Below are 19,963 nucleotides of genomic sequence, written 5' to 3'. Positions count from 1 at the left end.
GGCCGCGACCGCATCGGCAGTCGCCTGCGTGAAGTTGAACACGTGCGGCCCGATCAGCACCGGCACGCCGACCGCGCACGCCTCGATCAGGTTCTGCCCGCCGAGCGGCAGCAGGCTGCCGCCGATGAACGCGACGTCCGCGGCCGCATAGTACGCGCCCAGCTCGCCCATCGAGTCGCCGAGCAGCACCGTCACGTCGGACGGCAGCGGTGGCGCGGCAGGACGGCCCGCCGCGAGCGCTGCGGCATCGGCCGCCCACGCGGAACGCCGCACGCATTTGAAGCCGTTGCGCTCGACCAGCGCCTCGACCTCGGCGAAGCGTTGCGGATGACGCGGCACGAGGATCAGCAGCGCACCGGGCGTCGTCACGGCCGCGAACGCCTGCAGCACCAGCGCTTCCTCGTTCTCGCGCGTGCTGGCGGCGACCCACACGGGCCGCGCGCCGATCGCGTCGCGCCACGCATGGCCGCGCGCCGCGAGTTCCGGCGGCGTCGTCATGTCGAACTTCAGGTTGCCGAGCACCGCCACGTTGCGCGCGCCGAGCGACGTCAGGCGCTCCGCATCGGCCGGGCTCTGCGCGAGCACGCGCGAGAAACCGCCGAACACGTCGCGCGCGGCCGAGCCGAACTTTCCGGCGCGCCTGAACGAACGCGCCGACATCCGCGCATTGGTCAGCACGAGCGGCACGTCCGCGCGGCGGCACTCGTCGATCAGCGTCGGCCACACTTCCGTTTCCATCACGAGGCCGAGCGTCGGCCGCCACGCGCGCAGGAAGCGCCGCACCGCGCCCGGCATGTCGTACGGCAGGTAGCTGCGCAGCACGCGATCGCCGAAGATCTGCTCGCCGGTCGCACGGCCGCTCGGCGTCATGTGCGTGAGCAGGATGCGCGCGTCCGGGCGCGCTTGCATCAGCGCGTCGATCAGCGGCTGCGCGGCGCGCGTCTCGCCGACCGACACCGCATGCACCCAGATCAGCGGCGTGCGGTCGTCGCTCGCGCGACCGGGCCCGTAGCCGAAGCGCTCGCCGACGTGTTCGCGGTACCCGCGCTCCTTGCGCGAGCGCACGTAGAGACGCACGACGGCGATCGGCGCGATGAGCCACCACAGTGCGCGATAGATCGCCCTCAGCATGAAGCAGCCACTCCGTGTTGTCGATTGCGGCGCGCGCTCAAACCAGCGCCCTGCCCTTCAGGCGTTCGAGGATGCCGAGCGGCGCGCATTCGCGGCGCACCATCGCATCGACCGGCAGGAAGAACGTCTGCTCCAGCATGAACTGGCCGGACATCACAGCGTGCGAAGTCTGATCCGAGAAACATATCCACACGCTGCCCGGCGGGAACGGCATCGTCTGCTGCGGGCTCGTCTTCTGATAGTCGAGATCGGCCTTCATGCTGTCGTGCAGGTTCAGCATCAGGTGGTCGTACGCGCTGCGCGGCGTCTTCGTCACGTGCAGCAGGTTGAGCAGCCATGCGGAGCCCGGGAACTGCGGCCGGATCTGTGGCAGGAAGCGCTTCGCGACGTCCTCGAACGGCTCGCCCACGCGCCACACGCGCGGCGCGCCGGCCGGGTTCACGTTCGTGAACACGCGCAGGATCCGCTCGCCGTAGTTCGGGCGCGACGGGAACGCGTCGACGTGCAGCCGGCTGTCGTCCTTGCGCCACGACGTCTGGCGCGTTTCGACCTGCATCAGCCGCAGGCTCGTCGGCGCGACGCGCAGCTTGCCGCGGTATTCGGGAAACAGGCCGTCGACGAGCGTGCCGGCCTGCTGCTGGAAGCGCGCGACGAGCGCGCGCACCGCCGATTGCGTGACGCTGTCGCCGAGCACGCCGGCGAGCGCGCCGCCGTTCGGCGCCAGGCTGATGTTCTTGCGTTTCGGATCGGCGAGCGCCGGATCGAGCAACGCTTCCTCGCCGCCGTCGATCGCGAAGCGCAGGTGCGGGAAATACAGCACCTTGCCCTCCTCGACCGCCGCGAGCAACTGCTCGCGCGGCACCGACAGGTTGTGGCCGCGCCAGTCGGCGGACGAGACTTCGATGATCTGGGATTCGCTCATGATCGCAACGGTCTGGTTACAGATGGAACGCGGATGCGTTACAGGAGGCCGAAGCCCGCGAGCGCCGACTTCACTTGCGCGATCGACGGGGGCTGCCCCGCCGTGCCGAGGTTGACGACGTTCGGCGACCAGTAGCCGCCCGTGCGCCAGGCCGTCGCGAAATTGTACAGTTCGACCGTCGGACGCTTCAGCGCGGCCGCGATGTGAACCAGACCTGTATCAACCCCGATTGTCGCCGCCGCGCCGTCGATCAGGCCGACGACCGCCGGCAGCGACAGCTTCGGCGGCACGATCGCCGCCGCGCCGAACTCCTTCGCGAGCCGCTCGCTCGTCGCGCGCTCCGCGTCGTTGCCCCACGGCAGCACGAGCGATGCGCCGCGCCGCACGAGCGACTGGCCGAGCTCGATCCACGCGGCGTCCGGCCATTGCTTGTCGGCGCGCGACGTCGCATGGACGAACACGACGTACGGCACCGGCAGGTTCAGCCCGAGCGCGGCGACCGCGCGCGATGCCGCAGCCGTGTCGAGACCGAAGTCGACCGGATCGGCCGGGGTTGGCGCCGGATCGCCGAGCGCGGCCGCGACGAGCTGCCGCGACCGCTCGATCACATGTGTGCGCGGCTCGATCGGCACGCGCTTGCGGTAGAAGAAGCGCACGGGCCATTCGTAGCCGGCGCCGTCGGTGCGGTTGCCGAGGCCGACGAGCGGCCCGCGCGCCCAGCTGGCGACCCATGCGGTCTTGATGAGCCCCTGGCAATCGATCACGAGGTCGTAGCGCTCGGCCGCGAGCCGCTTGCGGAACGCGCGGATCTCGCGCCAGGTCGCGCCCGCGAACGGCTTCTTGCGCCAGCGGCGCAGCGAGAACGGCAGCACGTTGCGCACGCCGTCGACGAGCCGCACGAGGTCGACGAAGCCTTCCTCGACGAGCCAGTCGATCTGCGCATCGGGATGGCGCCGCCGGATGTCGGCGATCACCGGCATGTTGTGCACGACGTCGCCCAGCGACGACACGCGCACGATCAGGATCTTTTGCACGCTGAAAAAACGCCGGCTGGCGGCCGGCGACAGACATAAAGACGCGATTTTATCGCGCCGGCGGCGGCCACGCCGCCGCCCGCGCTCAGAACGGCAGCTTCACGTCAGGCTTCGCCGCCGTCAGCACGCGGCGGAAGTCTTCCTGGATGCGCTCCAGGCCTTCCTGCGTCTCGGCCTCGAAGCGCAGCACGACGACCGGCGTCGTGTTCGACGAACGCGCGAGGCCGAAGCCGTCCGGGTATTCGACGCGCAGGCCGTCGATCGTCACGACTTCGTCGGCGCCGTCGAACTTCGCTTCCTTCTGCAGCTGCGCGATCAGGCGGAAGTTCTCGCCTTCCTCGAGCTTGAGCTGCAGTTCCGGCGTGCTCATCGCGTCCGGCAGCGCGTTCAGCAGCGCGCTCGGGTCGGCCGTCTTCGCGAGGATCTCGAGCAGCCGCGCGCCCGTGTAGAGGCCGTCGTCGAAGCCGTACCAGCGATCCTTGAAGAACACGTGGCCGCTCATCTCGCCCGCGAGCGGCGCGCCCGTCTCGCGCAGCTTCGCCTTCACGAGCGAGTGGCCCGTCTTCCACATCAGCGGCTCGCCGCCCTTCTCGCGCACCCACTGCGCGAGATGGCGCGTGCACTTCACGTCGTAGATGATCTGCGCGCCCGGGTTGCGCGACAGCACTTCCTCGGCGAACAGCATCAGCTGGCGGTCCGGATAGATGATCTGGCCGTCTTTCGTGACGACGCCCAGACGATCGCCGTCGCCGTCGAACGCGAAGCCGATCTCGGCGTCGGTTTCCTTCAGCGCGCGGATCACGTCCTGCAGGTTTTCCGGGTGCGCGGGATCGGGGTGGTGGTTCGGGAAGTTGCCGTCGATATCGGTGAACAGCTCGACGAGCTCGCAGCCGAGCGCCTTGAACAGGCGCGTCGCGAGCGGCCCGGCAACGCCGTTGCCGGCGTCGGCGACAATCTTCAGCGGCCGTGCGAGCTTGATGTCGCTAGTGATGCGGGCGATGTACTGGTCGGCCACGTCGAACTGCTCGTATTCGCCGCTGCCCGACTCGAAGCGCTCATCGACGATGCGGCTGTACAGCGCCTGGATCTGCTCGCCGTAGATCGCCGCGCCGCGCAGCACCATCTTGAAGCCGTTGTAGTCCGGCGGATTGTGGCTGCCCGTCACGACGATGCACGAATCCACACGGCGCTCGCCGCCCTTCAGCGCGAGCGGCACGCTGGCCGCGAAATAGCCGACCGGGGTCGGCACCATGCCGACGTCGACGACATCGACGCCCGCCGCACGCAGGCCGTCGGCGAGCGCGCCGACGAGCTCGGGCCCGGACAGGCGGCCGTCGCGCGCGACGACGACCGCATCGCCGCCCTGCGCGCGCACTTCGCTGCCGAACGCACGGCCGATCGCGCGCGCCACGTCGGCGTCGAGCGTCTTGCCGACCACGCCGCGAATGTCATATGCCTTGAAGATGGATTGGGAAATCATCGATTCACTCTCGGTTGCGTGCATGGAAAATTCTGGCCGCCTCGTTGCCGGTGCCCGGCCTGACACCCGGCGCGGCGGCGTTGATCGGGATGGCTGGCGGGACCCCGATCCAACTTATAATCGCTGGTTTTGATTACGCGGATGCCGCCCATTTTAATGCCTAGCCGTCCCGCCGCCTCTATGCTGGCGCCTTCCGGCGCCATTTTGGCCGTTACGGGCGGGCACCGCCGCGTCGCGCCATGCTGAAGCGCTTCGCGAACCCGGATGTCGCGAAAGCCGTCGCGAACCTCGTCTGGCTCGGACTCGAACGGCTCACGCAGATTGGCGTCGCGATCGCGATCAGCGGCCTTCTGGCCCGATATTTCGGGCCGGACGTGTTCGGCAAATGGCAGTATGCGAATACCTTACTCCTCGTGCTGGCGCCGCTCACCTGGGTGTGCGGCGCGGAAATCCTCGTTCCGACCATCGTGCAGCGGCCGGCCGGCCAGCTCGGCGCGGTGCTCGGCAGCGCGTTCGCGCTGCGCATCGCCGTATCGGCCGCCGCGCTCGCCGCGACCTGGATCGCGATCGCCGCGGGCGCGTTCGACCCGCTCGTCGGCGCGATGCTCGCCGGCCTCGCGGTGACGATGATCTTCCGCGAACCGTTCGTCGGCGTCGTCAACGCGTGGCTGCAAAGCCAGACCTACAGCAAGCCGCAGCTCGTTACCAGCATGGCCACCGCGCTCGTCAAGGCCGTGCTCGTGTGGCTGCTGGTGCGCGCCGCCGCCGGCCCCGCGCCCTTCTCGTGGCTGTGGGCACTCGAAGCCGCCGCGATCGGCATCGTCCTGCTGCTGTACTACCGGCAGCGCAACGGCGGCACGCTCGGCTGGACGCTCGACCGGCCGCTGTTCAGGCATTTCGCGACGGCCGGCACGGTGTTCTGGCTCGGCCTCATCTGCATGTACCTGTTCCTCAAGCTCGACCGCCTGATGCTCGAGCGCCACGTGTCGTTCGCCGATCTCGGCCGCTACGCGGCCGCGCAGCAGCTGAACGAGAACTGGATCACGCTCGCGCTGATGCTCGCGCAGACGATCGCACCCGCATTCGTCTACCGCGTGCAGGACATCGCGCAACTGCGCCGCAACATCGTCCGGCTGATCGCGATGACGGCCGCGCTGATGACCGCCGGCGCGCTCGTGCTCGACGCGCTCGCCCCGCTCGTCGTCGGCAAGGTGTTCGGGCCAGGCTACGAAGCGTCGGTCGACATCTTCCGCTGGGCCGTCTGGCTGTCCGTGCCGGCCGGCATCGAGGCGATAGGCAATCTTATCGTTCTCAAATATCAAGCAAAATTCGTGTTGTTGACGAAATGGGTGCTCGCGCTCGCGATCGCCGCGCTCGTCAACGTGCTCGCGATCCCGCGCCTCGGCCTGTACGGCGCACTCGTCGGGCTCGCGGGCGGCTACCTGGCCGCCGCCGCCGTCAACTTTTATTACATCCGTTTCAAGCTGCGCCCATGACGTCCCCTATTTCCGCATCGCGCAATGCCGGCCCGCTCGACGACGTGGCTGTCCTGATGCCGGCGTACAACGCGAACGACGACGTCATCCGGTCCCTCGCGTCGTTTCACGAGGATGCGCCCGTGCACGTACTGGTCGTCGACGACGGCAGCACGCCGCCCATCGCGGTGCCTGATTTGCCGGGCCTCGCGGTCGAGGTGCTGCGCATGCCGCAGAACGGCGGGATCGAGCGCGCGCTCGAGGCCGGCATCGACGCGCTCGCCGCACGCGGCTTCCGCTACGCGGCCCGCATCGACGCCGGCGATCTCGCCGCACCGCAGCGGCTCGCGAAGCAGCGCGCATATCTCGATGCGCATCCGCGCGTCGCCTGCGTCGGCATGTGGACGCAGGTCGTGTCGCGCGCCGGCGAGCCGCGCTTCATGCTGACGCCGCCCGCCGATCCGCGCGCGCTGCGCCGCACGCGCTTTCTGCGCTCGCCGCTCGTGCATCCTTCTGTCATGCTGCGCGTCGATGCCGTGCGCGAAGTCGGCAATTACCGCGCGAAATATCGCGCCGCCGAGGATCTCGATCTTTTTTTGCGCTTAATGCAACGCTACGATTGCGCGAATTTGCCCGAACTCGGCCTCTACTACGAGCTCAACGAAGGCGGGATCAGCGCGACCAAACGTCGCCGGCAACTGATGTCGACACTCGCACTGCTGCTGCGCCATTTCAACGTGCTGAACCCGTACGACTGGGCCGGCCTCGCGAAGAACCTGCTGCATTTCGTGACCCCATACCGGACATTGCAGCGGATCAAGCAGACGTTGTTCGCGGCGCGGCCATCCACTTGACGCTGTTTCGGCAATTTCGACGCATTATTTTTTCTTTTTTTCATGACCGTCACCTCCCCGCTGCGCATCGTGCTCGTCTGCAACACGGCCTGGGCGATCCATACGTATCGCCACGGGCTGATCCGGATGCTCGTCGCACGCGGCGCCGAGGTGATCGTCGCCGCGCCGCACGACCGCACGGTGCCGCTGCTCGAGCAGATGGGCTGCCGCTATGTGCCGCTCACGGTCGCGTCGAAGGGCACGAGCCCGCGCGAGGATCTCGGCACGCTCGCCGCGCTGTATCGCCATTACCGTGCGCTCAAGCCGCACCTCGTGTTCCACTACACGATCAAGCCGAACATCTATGGCTCCGTCGCCGCATGGCTCGCACGCGTGCCGTCGATCGCGGTGACGACCGGGCTCGGCTACGTGTTCATCCAGAAGAGCCGCGCGGCGAGCATCGCAAAGCGGCTCTACCGCTTTGCGTTCCGCTTCCCGCGTGAAGTCTGGTTCCTGAACCGCGACGATCTCGCGACCTTCTCCGACGAACGGCTGCTCGCGCATCCGGACCGCGCGCGCCTGCTGCACGGCGAGGGCGTCGACCTCGAGCAGTTCGCGCCGGTGCCGCTGCCCGCGGGCGACGCGCCCGTCTTCATCCTGATCGGCCGGCTGCTGTGGGACAAGGGTGTGCGCGAGTACGTCGAGGCTGCCCGCGCGGTGCGCGCGCGCTATCCGCATGCGCGCTTCCAGCTGCTCGGCCCGCTCGGCGTCGACAACCCGAGCGCGATCGGCCGCGCCGACGTCGACGCGTGGGTGCGCGAAGGCGTCGTCGAGTATCTCGGCGAAGCGCACGACGTGCGGCCGCACATCGCCGCGGCCGACTGCGTCGTGCTGCCGTCATACCGCGAAGGCGTGCCGCGCACGCTGATGGAGGCGTCCGCGATGGCGCGCCCGATCGTCGCGACCGACGTGCCGGGCTGCCGCGACGTCGTCGCCGACGGCGAGACGGGCCTGTTGTGCACCGTGCGCGACAGCGCGAGCCTCGCTGCGCGCGTTACGCAGATGATCGAGCTCGGCGCCGCCGGACGCGCGGCGATGGGCGCGCGCGGCCGGCAGAAGGTGGTCGCCGAATTCGACGAACAGAAGGTCATCGAACGCTACACAATCACCATACGCGCCTTGACTGGCGTCAATCTCTGAAGGAGCGGAAACCATGACAGCGAAAGGAACGATTCTCGTGACGGGTGGCGCCGGTTACATCGGCTCGCATACCGCCGTCGAGCTGCTCGATCACGGCTATGACGTCGTCATCGTCGACAACCTCGTCAACAGCAAGGCCGAATCGATCCGGCGCATCGCGCAGATCACCGGCAAGACGCCCGCATTCCATCAGGTCGACGTATGCGACGAAGCCGCGCTCGCGAAGGTATTCGACGCGCACCCGATCACCGGCACGATCCATTTCGCGGCGCTCAAGGCGGTCGGCGAATCGGTCGCGAAGCCGCTCGAGTACTACCAGAACAACATCGGCGGCCTGCTCACGGTGCTCAAGGTGATGCGCGAGCGCAACGTACGGCAGTTCGTGTTCAGCTCGTCGGCAACCGTGTACGGCGTGCCGGAGCGTTCGCCGATCGACGAATCGTTCCCGCTGTCGGCGACCAACCCGTACGGCCAGTCGAAGCTGATCGCCGAACAGATCCTGCGCGATCTCGAAGTGTCGGATCCGACGTGGCGGATCGCGACGCTGCGCTACTTCAACCCGGTCGGCGCGCATGCGAGCGGGCAGATCGGCGAGGATCCGGCCGGCATCCCGAACAACCTGATGCCGTATGTCGCGCAGGTCGCGGTCGGCAAGCTCGATAAGCTGCGCGTGTTCGGCTCCGACTACCCGACGCCGGACGGCACGGGCGTGCGTGACTACATTCACGTCGTCGATCTCGCGCAAGGGCACATCGCCGCGCTCGACGCGCTCGTGAAGCGCGATGCGAGCTTCGTCGTGAACCTCGGGACGGGCCAGGGCTACAGCGTGCTCGAAGTGGTGCGCGCGTTCGAGAAGGCGTCCGGCCGGCCGGTGCCGTACGAACTCGTCGCGCGCCGCCCGGGCGACGTCGCCGAGTGCTACGCGAACCCGCAGGCGGCCGCCGACGTGATCGGCTGGCGCGCGAAATTCGGCCTCGACGAAATGTGCGCGGACCACTGGCGCTGGCAGGAAAACAACCCGCGCGGTTTTGTATAATCCGCTGTCCCATTTCCGAGCGATCCCATGCTCAGCTTCGCGTCCGGCTTCATCGTGTCCCTGCTCGTCACGCTCTTCATCGTGCGTTACGCGCATCTGCACGAGCGATTTTCGGTCGACAGCGATCTGGCCGGCGTGCAGAAATTCCACGTGCGGCCCGTGCCGCGCGTCGGGGGCGTCGGGATCCTGGCCGGGGTCGTCGTATCGGCGCTGATTCTGCTGGAGCGCTACCCGACGATCGCCGGCAGCGTGCTCGGCCTCGTCGGCTGCGGGATGCCGGCGTTCCTGTCCGGGCTCGTCGAGGACCTGACCAAGCGCGTGTCGCCGCGCGCGCGGCTGCTGTGCACGATGGGTGCGGCCGCGCTCGCGTTCGCGGCGCTGAACATCGCGGTCACGCGCATCAGCGTGCCGCCGCTCGACTTCCTGCTCGGCTACGTCGCGATTTCGTTCGGCGTGACCGTGCTCGCAGTCGCGGCGCTCGCGAACGCGGTCAACATCATCGACGGCTTCAACGGGCTCGCGTCGATGGTCAGCTTCATGATGTTCGCATCGCTCGCGTACGTCGCGTTCCAGGTCGGTGACCCGGTCGTGATGTCGGCATGCTTCATCATGATGGGCGCGGTGATCGGCTTCTTCGTGTGGAACTTCCCGGCCGGGCTGATCTTCCTCGGCGACGGCGGCGCGTACTTCATCGGTTTCATGCTCGCGGAACTCGCGATCATGCTGGTGATGCGGCACCGCGAGGTGTCCGCGTGGTACCCGGTGCTGCTGTTCATGTATCCGATCTTCGAGACCTGCTTTTCGATCTACCGGAAGAAGTTCGTTCGCGGGATGTCGCCCGGGATTCCGGACGGCGTGCACCTGCACATGCTCGTCTACAAGCGCCTGATGCGCTGGGCCGTCGGCACGAAGCACGCGCACGACCTGACGCGGCGCAATTCGCTGACGTCGCCGTATCTGTGGCTGCTGTGCCTCGTCGCCGTAATTCCGGCAACGCTGTTCTGGCGGCACACGGTGCACCTTTTTGCGTTCGTCGTGCTGTTCGCGCTGACCTATGTGTGGCTGTATATCAGCATCGTGCGGTTCAGGACGCCGCGGTGGATGGTGGTGCGCAAGCATCGGCGCATTCACTGAGCCGGCAGCGACGTTCGTGACACAACAAAAAAGCGCCCCGCGGGCGCTTTTTTGTTGCCGGTCCGGCCCGGCCCGCCGGCTGGCGGACCCGCGAACTTCACTCGTTCGACGCGGCGCGGCTCGGCACGCTCTGCAACACCGGCGCGATCGCCGACTGGTACTCGGGCACCCAGCGCCGCAGGTCGCGCCGCACTTCGTCGTCGCCGAGCACACGATGCTGCATCAGCCACGGCAGCAGTTCGTCGAGCAGGTTGTCCGGCACTTCGCGGGCCCGTGCGATCCGCAGCTTCGGATGCGGCGTGCGCGTCGTCGTTTCGTCATCGGCCAGCAGCTCCTCGTAGAGCTTCTCGCCCGGCCGCAGCCCCGTGAACTCGATGCGGATCTGCCCTTCGGAGAAACCGTACAGGCGGATCAGGTCGCGCGCGAGATCGACGATCTTGACCGGCTCGCCCATCTCGAGAATGAAGATCTCGCCGCCCCGCCCCATGCTCGATGCCTGCAGCACGAGTTGCGACGCTTCCGGAATCGTCATGAAGAAGCGCGTGATCTCCGGGTGCGTGACCGTCACCGGCCCGCCCTTCGCGATCTGCTGCTGGAACTTCGGAATCACGCTGCCCGCGCTACCGAGCACGTTGCCGAAGCGCACCGTCTCGAACTGCGTGCGCTCGCTCGTCTGCTGCAGCGCCTGGCATGCCATCTCCGCGAGACGCTTGCTCGCCCCCATCACGTTGGTCGGGTTCACGGCCTTGTCGGTCGAGATCAGCACGAAGTGGCGCACGTCGTGGCGGATTGCCGCGCGGGCGACCCGGTACGTGCCGAGCACGTTGTTACGCAGCGCCTGCCATGCGTTCAGCTCTTCCATCAGCGGCACGTGCTTGTACGCCGCCGCATGGAACACGATGTGCGGCGCGTGGCGCGCCATCACCTGATCGAGCAGCAGCGAATCCTTCGCGTCTCCGATGATCGGCACGACGGGCTGGCCCGGGAAGCGCTCGCGCAGCTCTTCGGTCAGCCGGTACATCGCATATTCGGACAGGTCGAACGCGACGAGCTGCGCAGGCGCGAAGCGCAGGATCTGCCGGCACAGCTCGGAGCCGATCGAGCCGCCCGCGCCCGTCACCATCACGACGCGGCCGCGCAACAGCGCTTCGACGTGCGGCGTGTCGATCGTCACCGCGTCGCGGCCGAGCAGATCCTCGAGGTCGATGTTCCGGACCTGCGACAGGAAGCCTTGCCCCGGCATCAACGCGGTCAGCGACGGCAGCACCATCGCCTTCACGCCGGCCCGCACACACAGCGTCGCAACCCGGCGCTGCGTCTCGACGGTGGCCGACGGAATCGCGATGATCGCGTATTCGACCTTCAGCGCATCGGTCCAGTGCTTCAGGTCGTTGAACGAACCGAGCACCTTGTAGCCGTAAATCTCGCGCCCCTGCTTGGTCACGTCGTCGTCGAGCAGGCCGACGAGCCGCCATTCGCCCGAGCGCGACAGCTCGCGCGCGAGGCTCGCGCCCGCCGTGCCCGCGCCGAGCACGAGTATCGGCTTGCCCTGCCCGACGAGCCCGCCGTACAGGTAGAACTCCTTCGTCGCGCGGTACAACGCCCGTGCGCCACCCATCATCAGGAACAGCATCAGCGGCGACACCAGCAGCACCGAACGCGGGATGATCGGCGACGGCTGGAACATCACGGCGCCGATCATCACGATCACGCCGCCGCCGGCAAGCGCCTTCGAGATCCGCATCAGGTCGGGCAGGCTCGCGAACACCCACAGGCCGCGATACAGCCCGAACACGTGGAACATCAGCGCGTAGACGGGCAGCACCCAGGCGAGCGCGGTGAGCGCGCCGCCGAGGAAATCAGGCGGGATGCTGCCGTTGAAACGGACGAGATAGGCGAACAGCCAAGCGGCAACCACCGCCAGCACGTCGAACAGGAAAGCACTCAGCGACAGCCATGATGCCTTGGAACGCAACATCGGCGAGAGACCTCAAGATTTATTGTCAGCGGATATCCGTGCGCGACGCCAGCGAAGATCGATCGCGGCGCCGATACACGCCAGCACGCCATACCAGGCGGCGGCGAGACTCCATTGCTGCAGTGCGGGACGGCCTAATGCCCATACGGCGACCATTATGCCTGCGAGCATCACGAGGTACCAGTACAAGGCGGTGCGCCTGTGCCCGATACCGGAACGCACCATCCGCTGATAATAATGCTCGCGGTGCGCTTCCCAGAACTTTTCGCCACGTAACAAACGTCGCAGAAGTGTTACAGATGCGTCCGCAATAAAGGGCGCGAACACCACCGCGGGAAACCAGACGGGCCACGCGCCGCACCGCCATCCCCAGTAGCCGAGCGCGCCGGCGAGGAAGCCGAGCGGAATCGACCCCGCATCGCCGAGAAACAGGCGCGCCGGATGGAAATTGAGCAGCACGAAGCCGAACGCGGCGCCCGCGACGGCGGCCGCCGCCAGGGCCAGATCGGCAGACGCCTGCCCGCCGCCGGCCAGCGCCGCATACGCGTAGGCGCCGAAGCCGAACATCGCCATGCCGCCCGCGAGGCCGTCCGCGCCGTCCATGAAGTTGTACAGGTTGATCAGCCACAGCATCAGGAAGCCGATCGCGGCGAGCGCCCACCACGGCCCGGCCGGATAGGCGGCGAGTAGCGCCGCCACCGCGCACAGGTGCGCGGCAAACCGCACGCGCGCGGGCAGGCCGCGCCGGTCGTCGATCTGCGAGACGGCGGCGAGCAACAGCACGCCGGCGGCGATCAGCCACAGGCTCGGCGCGACCCACAGGAACGCCGCGATGCAGACCGGCGCGATGCCCAGGCCGCCGACTCGCGGCGTCGGGCGCACGTGCAGCGAGCGCTGGTTGGGCACGTCGGTCGCGAGACGCCATGCGAGGCCGGTGGCCAGCAGGAAGCGCAGGATCACCGTGGTGGCGACCGCCGCGACGAGCGCGACGGCCAGCGCCCCGCTCCAGGAATTCATGGCAAAGTGCATCGGATCATTCGTCATGGTGGCGCGCGTTGAACCATGCCGCGGTTCGCGCGAGCCCCTGCTCTGTCGTATACGGCGGCTGCCACGCGAGCACGTCCTTCAGATGGGACGTGTCCAGCTGCAGGCTTCGCGTCAGCCGGTCGATCTGGTCCGCGCGCCCGGCCAGCGCACCGGCGGCGCACAGCACCGCGACCGGCACCGGCACGAGCACGGCCCGCTTGCCGAGCGCGCGGCCGATCGCCCGCAGCATCGCGGAAACTGAAAGCGTATCGTCATCCGCGACATGAAAGCAACCGTTCGCGGCAAGCGGGTCGACCGCGCAGCGCAGCAGCGCGTCGGCCAGGTTGTCCACGAACACGATGCTGCGCCGCGCGTCGACCGCTCCGAGCGGCAACGGCAGTCGACGCGATACCGCGTTCATCATCTGCAGGAAATTGGCGCGCACGCCGGGGCCGTAGACGAGCGGCGGACGCACGATCACGACATCGAGGCCGTTCGCTGCGCGCAGCTCGGCGAGCGCGCGCTCGGCCTTCAGCTTCGAGCGCCCGTACGGATCCTGCGGGCGCGGCGGCACGTCCTCGGCGAGCGGCACGCCTTCGTCCACCTCCGCGATCGCCTTCACGCTGCTCGCGAACACGAATCGCGACGCGCCATGCGCGCGCGCCGCGCCGGCGAGGCGCAGCGTGCCGGCGACGTTCGTCGCGTCGAATGCGGCCTGCGGATCGGCGGCCTCGTCGCGCATCACGTGCACACGCGCCGCCAGATGAACGACGCAGTCCGCGCGCAGGCCAGCGGGCCACGCCGCGTCGATGCCGTCGAAATCGGCCGCCGCATGCACCCATTCGCGCACGCCCGGCACGCAGCCGCCCGGCCGCCGCACGAGCGCGGTCACCTGATGGCCGCGTTCGAGCGCGAGCCGGCACAGCGCGCGCCCGACGAACCCGTTCGCGCCGCTCACGACGATATGACTCACCACAGCCTCCAGCCGAAGCGGTTGAAGAAGCGGAACGCGGATGCGGCGAACATCCGGATGTGCGCCCACCCCTTGCGCGACGCGCCGCCGCCGTGGTGCACGACCTGCACCGCGGGCACGTAGGCGACCCGCGCGACTTCGTGCGTGCGCAGGCTCAGGTCGTAATCCTCGAAATACAGGAAGTAGCGCGGATCGAAGCCGTCGAGCCGCTTGAGCACGTCGGTGCGAAACAGCATGAAGCAGCCGCTGACGATCGGCGGATCCCACAGCGGGTCGCGCTCGGTGATCAGGTCGCGCATCTCGTAGCGCGCGAGCCGCGCGGCGAAGCGGCGGCGCACGCCGGCCGGCGCGAAGCCGCGCACGAACAGGTCGATCAGCGTCGGGAAGCGGCGGCACAGATACTGCAGCCCGCCGTCGTCGTCGCGGATGCTCGGCGTCAGCAGGCCCGCCTGCGGATGCGCGTCGAGAAACGCGAGCGCGGTGAACAGCGCGGACGGCGCGAGGTCGATGTCGGGATTCAGGACGAGGTGATAGCGGCTTTCGGTCTGCTCGATCGCCAGGTTGTGGCCGCGTCCGTAGCCGACGTTGCCGTGACCCGACACGATCGCGCACGGCACACCGCTCGCGCGCAGCGCGCGCTCTGCGTCCGACACGTCGCCCAGGCCGCCGTTGTCGACCAGGACCAGCTCGGCCTCGAAATCCGGCAGGCGCGCGCGCGCGTATGCGCAAGCCTGCGAGAGGCTCGACATCGTGCGCGCCAGCAACGCTTCGTCCGGGCGGTACACGACGATCGAAATGGAGAGGCTCGCACGCTGGATCGGCGGCATGTTGTCAGAACTCATGAAATCGTGGCTGCGTCGCCTCTTGGGCGGCCCGGATGCCCGAAGGCATCCCGATCCGCGGTGAAAAAGCTGGTCTCAAGCGCGTTGCTCAGAACCCGCGCGTCCCGCCGCGCCCCGCGAATCCGTCACGCAGGCCCTGCCACATCCGCCGCAGCCTGACGCCCCGCGGCGCGACGCCCAGGCCGAAGAACGCGACCGATCCGAGCATGCGCACGACGAGAAACGCACGCCATGCGAGCGGCATCGGGATGCCGCGCAAGACGAGCAGCGTATTCCGGCACATATAGTAGTCGCGGACCGGCGAATGAACGAAGACTTCGCGCCGCCGGCCCAGCCAGATCGGAATCACTTCGTCGCCGAGCGAGTGCTCCAGGAACGCCTCGCGCACCGCGAACAGCGCGTAGCGGCGATGCACTGCACGCAGGCACCATTCGGTGTCGACGTGATCGATGAACAGACGTTCATCCATGCCGCCGACGGCGTCGAATACATCGCCGCGCACGAGCGTGCCGGACGCGATCAGGAAATCGACGCGCAATGCGGCATCGCCGTCGTCGGCAACCGGCACCCGGTTCAGCCAGAAGCGGCCGGCCACGATGAAACGCGCATGCGTGCCCGTGCGCCGATCGACCGATACCGGGCCGACCGCGCCGACGCGCACGCCGCGCGCACGCAACTGGCGGTCCGTGGCGACGAGGCGCGCGACCATGCCGGCGGCGGGAATGCTGTCATGATCGAGCAGCAGCACGTATTGCCGCTCGCGCGGCACGTCGTCGTAGAGACGGCGGACGCGCTCGATGCCGCGATTCTGCGCGGTCGCGATGCCGGCATTCTCGCCGAGCGTGTCGAACACGCAATCGTATTGCGCCGCAAGTGCGGCGAGCGGGCCCGCGACGGCCGGCTGCGACCCGTTGTCGACGATCACGATCCGGTCGACCTGCGAGCGCAATGCGTCGAGCATCGCACCGAGCGTCAGCGGATCCGGGTTGTACGTGACGATGACGGCCGCGACGCGGTCCTCGTCGACAGCCTGATGCGCCAGCCCGTTGGCGTGATTCGCGCTCATCGGTTGTGCTTCCCGGAGAAGCGTCTGGCAGCGCGCGAGACCTTCGTCCGGGCGCGGGCCTGCAACACCAGCGCGCGGATCTTCGTATGGCCGAGCCAGCGCTGCGCGCGAATATAGGCAACGCTCGCGCGGCCGGTCTTCGCGGCGCCCGAACTGCCGGCCGCCTGCGCTTCGTCGGCGAAATCGGCCAGGAACTCGCGCCATTGCGCGGCGACCACGTCCTGCGCATAGTTCTGCCGGATGTCCGCACAGGCTGCGTCCGCGATCCGTTCGCGCAGCGCGCGGTCCGTCACCAGCGTCTCGAGCGCGCGATACCACGCATCCGGATTGTGCTCGACGAGGAGCCCGGTCACGCCATCGGTTACGCTCTCCTTGTACGGGGACGTATTCGTGTAGATGCCGGCGATCCGCATCGCACCGTATTCGCGGTACTTGTTGTTGGTCTTGTACAGGTTCGACGCGAGATTGGCCATCGGCGCGAGGCCGATATCGAGCCCGTACGAGGCCTTCAGCCGGATGAATTCCGAATACGACGCGACATGCGGGACGAACGTGACGCGGCTCTGGCCAAGCAGTTCGGGCGGACAATAGCCGAAGAACACCAGCGTGACGTGCTCGTATGTCTCGCGCAAGCGCTTGAGGGCCGACTGGATCTCGACGAAATCCTCGGCGCGCGTGACGCTGCCCGCGAAGCCGACCCGCACCTCGCCGTCCGGCTTGATCGGCGCGGGCAGATTGTCGATCAGCGAAAAGTCGAACGGTGCGTTCAGGTGCGTGATCCGCGCGGACGGATAGCGCGTCTTGATGTATTCGCCGAGTCGCGGCGCATTGACGACGATGTGGCGTGCACCCTGCATCGCGCGATCGAGCGTGACGCGCACGGGCGCGCTCTGGTAGAAATGCGCGAGCGGCGTATCTCCCGTCAGCTCCCAGAAGTTATCGTCGATGTAACAGACATACGGCACGTCGTGCATGCGCATCCATTCGAGCATCGGCAGCGCGGCGGGGCTCGCGGTGCGGCTCATGATCACGAGCCCGCCTTCTTCGAGCGCCTCCGGCGAGAACTGCGACAGCAGCATCTGCGTCACGTGCCCGTCAGCGCCGAGCGCCTCGGTCATCAACCGGTGGATGATCTGGTTGGTCGGAATGTCGCCGTCGACGACGAACTTGACGTCGATGCGCGCCGGGTCGTCCGCTGCGGTCGCGTCCTCGCCCGGGAGGTGTCGGCTCTGCCTGCGCGCCGGATCGGGCGCAAGGATTTCGAGGAACGGGCTCGGCGGCCCGTAGAACATCCCCATCCCGCGGCGATTGACGATCTCGAACACATAAACCGGCGACGACGCGCGGCAGCGCACGCGAATGCGCCAGCGCCCCGGCTCCGCGATCTCGACCGGATCGAACGCGAAGCGCAGCGGCTGGCCCAGGTCCGCACGCGCGAGATCGCGCTCCGCGCGCGCCATCCGCTGCCCCTCCGGCGAAATCAGCTCGACCGTCGCCGTACCGGAACGCGGGCCGTCGACCACGAATGCGAATGCGAAGCCGCCAAGCGTACCGGCCGGCAACGCGACGTCGTAGTCGCGATGCGGCAGCACATGCAGGCCGTCGCTGAACTCGAGCGAACTGCCGCGGCGGCGCCAGCCGTATTTCACGGTGTCGCGCTTGAGGGCCCAGAACGCGGGGCTGCAGTAATCCCAGAGATCGGACGGGCGTGCCAGCACGCGATGCCGCCACGAATAGCGACGCATGTGGCGCAGCGTATGAAGCTCCTCGACACTGCGCGCCCAGTCGTCGTTGCGCGTGGTGCGGTCCTGCCCCTGGCCGCCGCCGACCGCCGCGTTGCGCAGCAGCATGTCCAGGCGCCGATACTGGAGCGGCCATGCCGGAACGCCGTGGGCGGCCGATGCGATGTCGCACAGCGCGGTCACGTTGATGTCGCCGGAGAATTCCAGCCGGCAGAATGCGTCGTTGCTCCGCTTGATCGCGGCCGCATCGACACGCGCATCGACGATCCGGCGCAGCACCGCGTACCAGCCGTCGCGCTCGAACGGCGCGTCGACCATCAGCGCGATCGATCCGTCGTCGAGATTCATGTACGGATCCGTGCGCGGCAGTACGGCCACCGCGTCGACGAGCGCCGCCGTCAACAGCGGATGCAGCGTCTTGTATGCGTTGTTGCGTGTCTTGCCCGGTGCGAGCAGCACGTAATCGGGCGACAGCGCCGCGAAGCGCCGCAGCGCGAACGCGTAGCCGTGGTCCCACGGCAGCAGCGTCACGCGCATCGTCGGCGGCAACTTTTCGAGCATCGCGGTGTCGCTTCCCGTGCCCGGTGCGACAAAGTGGATGCGTTGCCCTTCCTCGGCGATCCGGACAAGTGCGGGCACGATCACGTCCCACACGGCGCTCGAGCGGTGCAGGCCACCCATGAACGCGAACACCAGCTCGCCTGCGTCGCGCTCGCAGCGATCGGCGCCCAGTTGCGTGCGCAACGGCTCGAGCTCGGCGCAGGCGACCGGAAAATGCCACGCACGCGCATGCAGGTCGTGCTCGCGGAAGTAGTCGACCAGCGGCACGCTGCTCAACAGCACGCCGTCGAACTGCTGCAGATCCTGGCGCAACGCGTCGAGCGAGAAGTCCTCGCCGGCCACACGCGCGTCGCCGGCCGCGACGAGCACCGGCATGTTGTCGTCGAGGAAATAGTAGGACGGAACGCCCAGGTCACGCGCAGCGTCGAGCCACGCACGATAGACGCGGATCGCACGCGACACGATCAATACGGTCGCGCGCGCGAGCACCTCGAAATCCGGATTCGGGCCGTGAACGACGACGCGCACGCGATGCCGCCACGGCTCGGGCAGCATGTCGAAGTAAAGGGCCGTCGATGCGTCGTACTGGGTCGTCACGATCAGGATGCAGCCGTCCGCCCCGTCGGCCGCATTCGCGCCGACGTCATGCTGCTCGCCTGCGATGCGTTGCGCGAGGTCCACGCAGACTTCGCGCGTCGCGCGACCGTGCACGGGGTTCGGCGCAGCCATCTCGTAGCTGCCGATGGTGCCCGGCCGAAGCGCGTCGTTGCGGCGCGTGCGCATCCATTCCTCGAGCGCCCAGCCGTCTTCGCCGGACGCAGCCGTTGCGGGCGCGGTCACGCCGACTGCGACATCGGCCACCTTCAGCTCGAAGCGCTCGGACAGCCTGCGCCAGAAATCCCATTCGGCGGTCTGCGCGAGCAGCACATGCGGATCGACGAAGCCGATCGCCTCGATCGCGCGGCGTGGAATCAGCACCGCATGCCGACCGACGAAATTGCGCGTGCGCAGCTCCGCCATCGAGACGCCGGTGGCCGTCGCGGCTACCGCGGTTGCATTGCCATCGTCGTCGGCGTGCTCCGCCGTTTCGACATAGCCGAAATGCACTGCGGCGGGATCGGTGCGGGCGCACGCGAGCAGCTTGTCCAGCGCATCGGCATAGAACTGGTCGCAGGCCTTCGCGATCACGACCCACGGCGCGCGCGCACGGGCGAATGCCTCGATCCAGCCGACCGCGGCAATGCCGAGCGACCCGTGACGGCGCAGCACGCCGATGCGTGCATCGCGCTTCTGCGCACCGTCGAGCCACTCCGCCACCTGCGCGCTGCCCGTATCGTCGACGACGACGAGCTGGAGCGCCGCGAGCGATTGCGCCAGCACCGACTCGACGGAGCGGGCGACCTGACGCACATCGGGCTCGCCCGCATACAACAGCACGGAAACGTCAGGCTGCGCGTGTTCTGATTCGGCAAACCATTGTGTTTCGCGGATCACCGTTTCAATTTTCATTGCACTTCCTTCGACACGCCC

At 68.1% G+C, this 19,963-nt stretch carries 15 protein-coding genes; 5 read left to right on the top strand and 10 right to left on the bottom strand.

Annotated features, from left to right (window positions below; all coding sequences use genetic code 11):
* The 4 genes from waaA to G3N94_RS23935 all read right to left on the bottom strand — a co-directional run.
* A partial coding sequence (waaA, locus tag G3N94_RS23950) for a lipid IV(A) 3-deoxy-D-manno-octulosonic acid transferase (RefSeq protein WP_205795042.1) occupies positions 1 to 1,131 on the bottom strand: 1,131 nt, incomplete at its 3' end.
* Positions 1,132 to 1,168: 37 nt separating this feature from the next.
* The gene (locus G3N94_RS23945; RefSeq protein ID WP_205795041.1) at positions 1,169 to 2,053 is read right to left on the bottom strand and encodes a Kdo hydroxylase family protein; all 885 of its coding nucleotides are present in this window, start codon (positions 2,051 to 2,053) and stop codon (positions 1,169 to 1,171) included.
* A gap of 38 nt (positions 2,054 to 2,091) precedes the next feature.
* The gene (gene waaC / locus G3N94_RS23940) at positions 2,092 to 3,120 is read right to left on the bottom strand and encodes a lipopolysaccharide heptosyltransferase I (RefSeq protein ID WP_277398566.1); all 1,029 of its coding nucleotides are present in this window, start codon (positions 3,118 to 3,120) and stop codon (positions 2,092 to 2,094) included.
* A 52-nt stretch (positions 3,121 to 3,172) separates the two neighbouring features.
* Entirely contained in the window at positions 3,173 to 4,567 is a 1,395-nt protein-coding gene (locus G3N94_RS23935) for a phosphomannomutase/phosphoglucomutase (protein ID WP_205795039.1), read from the bottom strand.
* A gap of 239 nt (positions 4,568 to 4,806) precedes the next feature.
* On the opposite strand from G3N94_RS23935, the gene G3N94_RS23930 reads away from it, so the two are divergent.
* From G3N94_RS23930 to G3N94_RS23910, 5 genes are read left to right on the top strand one after another with little or no spacing between them, the layout of a single operon-like run.
* On the top strand, positions 4,807 to 6,063 hold the full coding sequence (locus G3N94_RS23930) for an oligosaccharide flippase family protein (RefSeq protein WP_205795038.1): 1,257 nt from the start codon (positions 4,807 to 4,809) through the stop codon (positions 6,061 to 6,063).
* On the top strand, positions 6,060 to 6,896 hold the full coding sequence (locus G3N94_RS23925) for a glycosyltransferase (protein ID WP_205795037.1): 837 nt from the start codon (positions 6,060 to 6,062) through the stop codon (positions 6,894 to 6,896). Before G3N94_RS23930 ends, G3N94_RS23925 begins: the two co-directional genes overlap by 4 nt.
* Positions 6,897 to 6,938: 42 nt before the next feature.
* Positions 6,939 to 8,075: a glycosyltransferase family 4 protein gene (locus tag G3N94_RS23920; RefSeq protein ID WP_205795036.1), complete on the top strand. Its 1,137-nt coding sequence runs from the start codon at positions 6,939 to 6,941 to the stop codon at positions 8,073 to 8,075.
* A gap of 13 nt (positions 8,076 to 8,088) precedes the next feature.
* Positions 8,089 to 9,111: a UDP-glucose 4-epimerase GalE gene (gene galE / locus G3N94_RS23915; RefSeq protein WP_205795035.1), complete on the top strand. Its 1,023-nt coding sequence runs from the start codon at positions 8,089 to 8,091 to the stop codon at positions 9,109 to 9,111.
* 27 nt (positions 9,112 to 9,138) lie between these two features.
* Complete coding sequence (locus tag G3N94_RS23910; RefSeq protein ID WP_205795034.1) at positions 9,139 to 10,245, top strand: glycosyltransferase; 1,107 nt, start codon at positions 9,139 to 9,141, stop codon at positions 10,243 to 10,245.
* A 97-nt stretch (positions 10,246 to 10,342) separates the two neighbouring features.
* On the opposite strand, the gene G3N94_RS23905 is transcribed toward G3N94_RS23910, so the two are convergent.
* The 6 genes from G3N94_RS23905 to G3N94_RS23880 all read right to left on the bottom strand — a co-directional run bounded on the left by G3N94_RS23905 (position 10,343) and on the right by G3N94_RS23880 (position 19,942).
* Entirely contained in the window at positions 10,343 to 12,223 is a 1,881-nt protein-coding gene (locus G3N94_RS23905; RefSeq protein ID WP_205795033.1) for a nucleoside-diphosphate sugar epimerase/dehydratase, read from the bottom strand.
* A gap of 12 nt (positions 12,224 to 12,235) precedes the next feature.
* Positions 12,236 to 13,252, bottom strand: coding sequence for a glycosyltransferase family 4 protein (locus tag G3N94_RS23900; protein ID WP_205795043.1), 1,017 nt, complete (start codon positions 13,250 to 13,252; stop codon positions 12,236 to 12,238).
* Between the two features lie 4 nt (positions 13,253 to 13,256).
* Positions 13,257 to 14,222 (bottom strand): SDR family oxidoreductase, encoded by a 966-nt coding sequence (locus G3N94_RS23895; RefSeq protein ID WP_205795032.1) that lies wholly within the window; start codon positions 14,220 to 14,222, stop codon positions 13,257 to 13,259.
* On the bottom strand, positions 14,219 to 15,064 hold the full coding sequence (locus tag G3N94_RS23890; protein WP_205795031.1) for a glycosyltransferase family 2 protein: 846 nt from the start codon (positions 15,062 to 15,064) through the stop codon (positions 14,219 to 14,221). Before G3N94_RS23890 ends, G3N94_RS23895 begins: the two co-directional genes overlap by 4 nt.
* An 88-nt stretch (positions 15,065 to 15,152) precedes the next feature.
* Positions 15,153 to 16,130, bottom strand: coding sequence for a glycosyltransferase family 2 protein (locus tag G3N94_RS23885; protein WP_205795030.1), 978 nt, complete (start codon positions 16,128 to 16,130; stop codon positions 15,153 to 15,155).
* Complete coding sequence (locus G3N94_RS23880; RefSeq protein WP_205795029.1) at positions 16,127 to 19,942, bottom strand: glycosyltransferase; 3,816 nt, start codon at positions 19,940 to 19,942, stop codon at positions 16,127 to 16,129. Before G3N94_RS23880 ends, G3N94_RS23885 begins: the two co-directional genes overlap by 4 nt.
* Between the last annotated feature and the right edge of the window lie 21 nt (positions 19,943 to 19,963).

The organism is Burkholderia sp. Ac-20353 (genome assembly GCF_017104785.1).
In the GTDB taxonomy this organism is placed as follows: domain Bacteria; phylum Pseudomonadota; class Gammaproteobacteria; order Burkholderiales; family Burkholderiaceae; genus Burkholderia.
Note: the sequence above shows the minus strand (reverse complement) of the source record. Positions and strands in the feature narration are given on the sequence as shown.